Source organism: Lentiprolixibacter sp. (assembly GCF_982873095.1).
In genome coordinates this window covers 1-5,689 of record NZ_CEYNTP010000190.1, presented here as the reverse complement: position 1 = coordinate 5,689, position 5,689 = coordinate 1, and the positions used below count along the sequence as shown (strand labels likewise).

Here is a 5,689-nt window from a genome sequence, read left to right as displayed (position 1 = left end):
GGGATCTCTTGTTCAAGGGTGTAGTTTTTCTTTGGCTGCCTGCACCGTCTTCTTGCTGTTTCCGATAAAAATTTCACCGTCGAAAAGCATAACAGGGCGTTTTAAAAAGGTGTAGTGCTCCAGGATCAGCTTTTTAAAATCAATTTCTTCCAAATGCTGTTCCCTGAGGTTGCGTTCTTTGTACAACCGGGCCCTCTTGCTGAATAAGGCTTCATAACTACCAGCCAGATCACGGAGCATTTGCAATTCCCGCTCAGGTATAGGCGCCGACTTGATGTCTTGTAATTCCACCCCTTCAAGAGGTTCAAGTTCATTGAGAATCCGTGAACAGGTAGTGCAACTACCCAAATAGTAGATCTTTTTCATAAGTCAGGTCTGTTGAGCATTTATGTGATACCACAAAGAAACCTAATTACCCCCAATTATTCTATATTTAACCAAAGCTTCTGATATGGACTACCTTTTCACCATCCTAATTCAAAATCGGAAAATGTTGTATACCATCCTGCGGAAGACCAGGCGTGAGGATTTGTTTACCATCCCTAAGGGGTTCCGAAACAACCTGTACTGGAATATCGCCCATGTGGTGGTTACGCAACAACTTATTACCTACGGGCTGAGCAACCTCCCGCTCCTGGTTCGCCAGGACTGGGCTAAGCGCTATTCCAAAGGGACAGCACCCCTGATTGATCCCGTTCCTGAGGAGGAAATTTCCCAACTGGAAGACTACTTGTTCTCCACGATCGAGCAGACAAAAACGGATTATGAAAATGGGGTATTTGAAACTTACAACGCCTATGCAACAAGTGCAGGGGTAACCCTGGGATCCGTGGAAGAGGCTATTGCTTTTGACGTCTATCACGAAGGGTTACACCTTGGGGCCATACTTGCCCTTCAAAAAGCCATTAATGGGTAGTACGATAAGCCACCCGGGCATTGAAACTCCAAAAAGATAGCCCTACCTTTGACGCCTTTAAGCAAGTCACATGAGCAAGTACGAACTGAAATTCAACAGCAAAACCATTCACGGCGGGCAGGAACCTGATAAGGCCTACGGGGCCGTAATGCCACCTATCTATCAGACCTCTACCTATGCACAGTCTACCCCGGGGGGGCATAAAGGGTATGAATATTCCCGAAGCGCCAATCCCACCAGGACGGCCCTTGAGCGCTCCCTGGCCAGTATTGAAAATGGCCGGTACGGGCTGGCATTTGCAAGTGGCCTTTCCGCCATAGATGCGGTAGTAAAACTTTTAAAACCCGGGGATGAGGTCATCTCCACCAATGATCTTTACGGGGGGAGTTACCGCTTGTTCAGGCAGGTATTCGAAAAATATGGTATCCGATTTCACTTCACCGGATTGCAGGACCTGGATGCAGTGGAGGCATTGGTGAATGAGCGCACCCGACTCATATGGGTGGAGACACCTACCAATCCGATGATGAATGTAGTCGACATCCAGGGTGTAGCCAGGCTGGCAAGAAGGCACGAGATCTTGCTGGCAGTGGACAATACTTTTGCGACTCCGTATCTGCAGCGTCCTTTGGAATTAGGAGCGGACATAGTGATGCATTCGGCAACTAAATACCTGGGGGGGCACAGCGATGTGGTTGTTGGCGCGCTGGTAGTGAACGATAAGGCCCTGGCAGACCAACTCTACTTTATACAAAATGCGAGTGGTGCAGTCTGTGGTCCTATGGATAGCTTCCTGGTCTTAAGGGGGATCAAGACCCTGCATGTGAGGATGCAACGCCACTGTGAGAATGGCCGTGAGATTGCTAACTACCTTAAGGGGCACCCTAAGATTGCAAAGGTCTACTGGCCAGGTTTCGAGGACCATCCCAACCATGAAATCGCCAAAGAACAGATGTCTGATTTTGGGGGAATGATTTCTTTTGTTCCCAAAAGCGGGACTTTTGAAGAAGCCGTAAGAATAGCAGAAAAACTGCAGGTGTTTACGCTGGCAGAATCCCTGGGAGGAGTGGAAAGCCTTGCCGGGCATCCGGCCAGTATGACCCACGCAAGCATTCCCAAAGAAGAGCGCGAAAAAAGCGGAGTAGTTGACGCTCTTATCAGGCTGAGCGTTGGCATTGAGGATGTCCGCGACCTGATCGCCGACCTTGAAAAGGCACTTCAATAAAGTTTAATGAATTTTTAAAAAAAGGTGGGTAAAATTATAGAAATAACATAATTTTGCCCTGAAATTTTTAATTCGTTAAAAACCTAAACTTTTAATACGCTCATGGAAGAAATTATCAAAAATTTCATGGACGAGGTTCGCGCAAGAAATAGCCACGAACCCGAATTCCTGCAAGCCGTTCAGGAAGTAGCGGAAACAGTCCTTCCCTACATTACCCAACACGACATCTATTATGGCAAAAACATCCTGCTCCGGATGGTAGAACCCGAACGCCTGATTTCGTTTCGGGTTGCCTGGGTAGATGATAAAGGGGAGATCCATGTGAACCGTGGATATCGCATTCAGATGAACTCAGCAATCGGACCTTACAAGGGAGGCTTGCGATTCCATCCTTCTGTTAACGCCAGTATTCTCAAATTCCTGGCTTTCGAGCAAGTATTTAAGAACGGACTTACCACCCTGCCCATGGGCGGGGGTAAAGGAGGTTCCGATTTTGACCCTAAGGGAAAATCAGACGATGAGGTCATGCGGTTTTGTCATGCCTTTATGTCTGAACTTTGCCGTCACGTAGGCCCCAATACAGACGTGCCAGCAGGAGATATCGGAGTGGGAGCCCGCGAAATCGGCTACCTCTTCGGAATGTACAAGAAGATACGAAATGAATTTACCGGGGTACTTACCGGGAAAGGCCTGTCCTGGGGAGGTTCAAAAATACGACCTGAAGCTACGGGATACGGAACGGTCTATTTCGCGGAAAGTATGCTGAACACAAAAGATGATGGTGTAGAAGGCAAGGATGTGGTTATTTCTGGCTCTGGAAATGTTGCTCAATATGCTGCAGAGAAAGTCCTGCAAATGGGAGGTAAAGTGCTTACCCTATCGGATTCTGGCGGATATATCTATGACGCGGACGGTATAGACGAAGAAAAACTGGCCTATGTAATGGACCTCAAGAACAATAAGCGGGGGAGGATCAGTGAGTACGTGAAAAAATATTCAGGAGCCACCTATCACAAAGGAGAACGTCCCTGGGGCGTGAAATGTGATATTGCACTACCCAGTGCCACCCAGAATGAACTCGATGGGGAAGATGCCAAGACCCTGATAAAGAATGGCTGTATTTGTGTGGCAGAAGGTGCGAATATGCCTTCTACCCCGGAAGCTGTCCATGCTTTCCAGGAGGCAAGGATCCTCTACGCACCAGGAAAAGCCTCCAATGCGGGAGGGGTAGCTACTTCAGGTTTAGAGATGTCACAAAATTCCCTTCGTATCAGCTGGACGCGGGAAGAGGTAGACCAGAGGCTCAAGGGGATCATGGAGGACATCCACAATTCCTGCCTCGAATTTGGAATGGAAGAGGATGGATATTGCAATTATGTAAGAGGGGCTAATATCGCCGGGTTTGTTAAAGTGGCAGACGCCATGTTGGCCCAAGGGGTGATTTAAGCTTCTTAAGCGTATAGATTCAAAACCCGGCTTCGGCCGGGTTTCTTTATTCTCATACCTGAGCACTTCCTATATTTGCAGGAAAGCCCCCTTCATGCAGGTACGCACCAAAGCTATTGTTCTCGCTTCGCTCAAATACGGGGAGACCAGCCTGATCGTCAAAATCTACACCGCATCTGACGGCCTGAAATCGTATTTGCTCAAAGGGGTATTTTCTTCCAGAAAGGGCAAATTCAAGACGGCCTACTTCCAGCCCCTTACCCAGCTGGAAGTCGTGGCTGTGCATAAGAATAAAGGCACACTTGAAAGCCTTAGGGAAGTGAAAGTCAATTACCCATATACCAGCCTTCACTCGGATATCACTAAGAATGCCATAACCCTATTCCTTTCAGAAATGCTGGTTAACTGCATTCAGGAAGAGCAACCAGACCCCGGACTTTTTGCCTATTTGGAGACCTCCCTGCAATGGCTGGATACCCACGAACACATTGCCAATTTTCATTTGTATTTTCTCCTTGCACTGACCCGTTTCCTGGGGTGCTATCCCGAAACAAGTGACAAAGAAGCTCCATATTTTGATCTCACGGAAGGACAGTTTACTTCGGATCCAACAGGGAAGCGCGTGATTTCAGGAGATGATCTGCTTCATTTCAGGACCCTTTTGGGCACAAATTTTGATGTAGTACACAGGATTAAATTCAGTAAGGATCAAAGGCGGCGTATGCTGCAGATCATCGTGGATTATTTTGAATTACATTTGCACGGATTTAGAAAGCCTAAGTCACTTGCCGTCTTAAACGAAGTCTTCAGTTAACATGCGCGGGATTACCTTCCTATTGTTTTTCTTCTGTGTATCCCTTGCTGTTTCCCAGGAAATTTTTGTCCTGGAAATGGACTCAGAGGAGGGGATTAGCAATGTTGTAGTGACCAATGAAGACCGTTCTAAAATGGTGATTACAGGGCTTAATGGCAGGTGTGATCTGGAAGTTTTCGGGAACAACGAGCGGATTACTTTCCGCCATCTGGGGTACCTCTCCCTTAGGACAACCAAAAAACAAATCCTTCGGGGACAGAACAGGGTCTATCTCGCTTTAAATCCCCAACAGCTCGAAGAAGTGGTAATGTCTATTTCAAAATGGGAGCAACAGAAGAAAGATGTTCCACAGAAGATTGTAGGGATAAATGCCCGAAGTATTGCTTTTAATAACCCCCAGACTTCAGCAGACCTGCTTCAGTCCAGTGGAAAGGTGTATGTTCAAAAGAGCCAATTAGGAGGGGGCAGTCCTATGATACGTGGGTTTGCCACGAATCGGTTATTGCTGTCCGTTGATGGGGTGCGGATGAACAATGCTATTTTTCGTGGGGGCAATATCCAGAATGTGATTTCCATTGACCCCTTTACCATTCAGAATACCGAAGTGATCTTTGGCCCGGGATCCGTTATCTATGGGAGCGATGCCATCGGGGGGGTAATGAACTTCTATACTAAGAAGCCGGTATATGCAGAGGATTCAGACGATACCTTTAGCGGCAGTGCAGCCTATCGTTTTGCCACTGCGAATAAAGAAAACACCGCTCATATTGATTTCAATTTTGGGAGAAAGACATGGGCTTTCCTCAGCAGTATTACCTACAACAGTTTTGATGACCTCAAGATGGGAAAACACGGTCCGGAAGAATACCTCAGGAACCGTTATGTGATCACAGAAAATGGTACTGATCTGATCCGGAATAACCCCGATCCTCTTCGTCAGGTACCCACTGGGTATGACCAGTGGAACTTTATGCAAAAAATATCCCATAAACCCAATAACAATTGGGAGTATGAATTGGGCCTGTACTACTCCGAAACTTCGGATTTTTCGAGATACGACCGCCTCATTCGTCCGGATAGCACAGGTACGGGCTTGCGCTCGGCAGAATGGTTCTACGGGCCTCAGAAATGGTTGATGACCAACTTTCAGGTATACAAAAAAGGCCGGGGAAAGTTTTACGACGGGGTCAGGTTTACCACAGCGTATCAGTTTTTTGAGGAAAGCAGGAATGAGCGCAGCTTTGGTGACCCATTGCGATATACTACGCGGGAACAGGTTGACGCCTTT

6 protein-coding genes are annotated in these 5,689 nt (G+C 47.2%); 5 read left to right on the top strand and 1 reads right to left on the bottom strand.

What is annotated here, in order from left to right; translation table 11 throughout:
• Positions 1-12 precede the first annotated feature (12 nt).
• A complete protein-coding gene (locus AC4E7D_RS10960) occupies positions 13-366 on the bottom strand; it encodes an arsenate reductase family protein (RefSeq protein ID WP_490173838.1) in 354 nt (117 codons plus the stop codon).
• 85 nt (positions 367-451) lie between these two features.
• On the opposite strand from AC4E7D_RS10960, the gene AC4E7D_RS10955 reads away from it, so the two are divergent.
• The 5 genes from AC4E7D_RS10955 to AC4E7D_RS10935 form a co-directional block, all read left to right on the top strand.
• On the top strand, positions 452-916 hold the full coding sequence (locus AC4E7D_RS10955) for a DinB family protein (protein WP_490173837.1): 465 nt from the start codon (positions 452-454) through the stop codon (positions 914-916).
• Positions 917-986: 70 nt separating this feature from the next.
• Complete coding sequence (locus AC4E7D_RS10950) at positions 987-2,141, top strand: cystathionine gamma-synthase (protein WP_490173836.1); 1,155 nt, start codon at positions 987-989, stop codon at positions 2,139-2,141.
• Positions 2,142-2,243: 102 nt separating this feature from the next.
• The gene (gene gdhA, locus AC4E7D_RS10945; RefSeq protein ID WP_490173835.1) at positions 2,244-3,587 is read left to right on the top strand and encodes an NADP-specific glutamate dehydrogenase; all 1,344 of its coding nucleotides are present in this window, start codon (positions 2,244-2,246) and stop codon (positions 3,585-3,587) included.
• Positions 3,588-3,681: 94 nt separating this feature from the next.
• Positions 3,682-4,401 (top strand): DNA repair protein RecO, encoded by a 720-nt coding sequence (recO, locus tag AC4E7D_RS10940; RefSeq protein ID WP_490173834.1) that lies wholly within the window; start codon positions 3,682-3,684, stop codon positions 4,399-4,401.
• 1 nt (position 4,402) lies between these two features.
• On the top strand, positions 4,403-5,689 hold a 1,287-nt coding region (locus AC4E7D_RS10935; protein WP_490173833.1), incomplete at its 3' end, for a TonB-dependent receptor plug domain-containing protein.

Bases quoted from the DNA above. Each gene is read 5' to 3' on its own strand.
- AC4E7D_RS10960 (WP_490173838.1), bottom strand. From the start codon at position 366: ATGAAAAAGATCTACTATTTGGGTAGTTGCACTACCTGTTCACGGATT.
- AC4E7D_RS10955 (WP_490173837.1), top strand. From the start codon at position 452: ATGGACTACCTTTTCACCATCCTAATTCAAAATCGGAAAATGTTGTAT.
- AC4E7D_RS10950 (WP_490173836.1), top strand. From the start codon at position 987: ATGAGCAAGTACGAACTGAAATTCAACAGCAAAACCATTCACGGCGGG.
- gdhA (WP_490173835.1), top strand. From the start codon at position 2,244: ATGGAAGAAATTATCAAAAATTTCATGGACGAGGTTCGCGCAAGAAAT.
- recO (WP_490173834.1), top strand. From the start codon at position 3,682: ATGCAGGTACGCACCAAAGCTATTGTTCTCGCTTCGCTCAAATACGGG.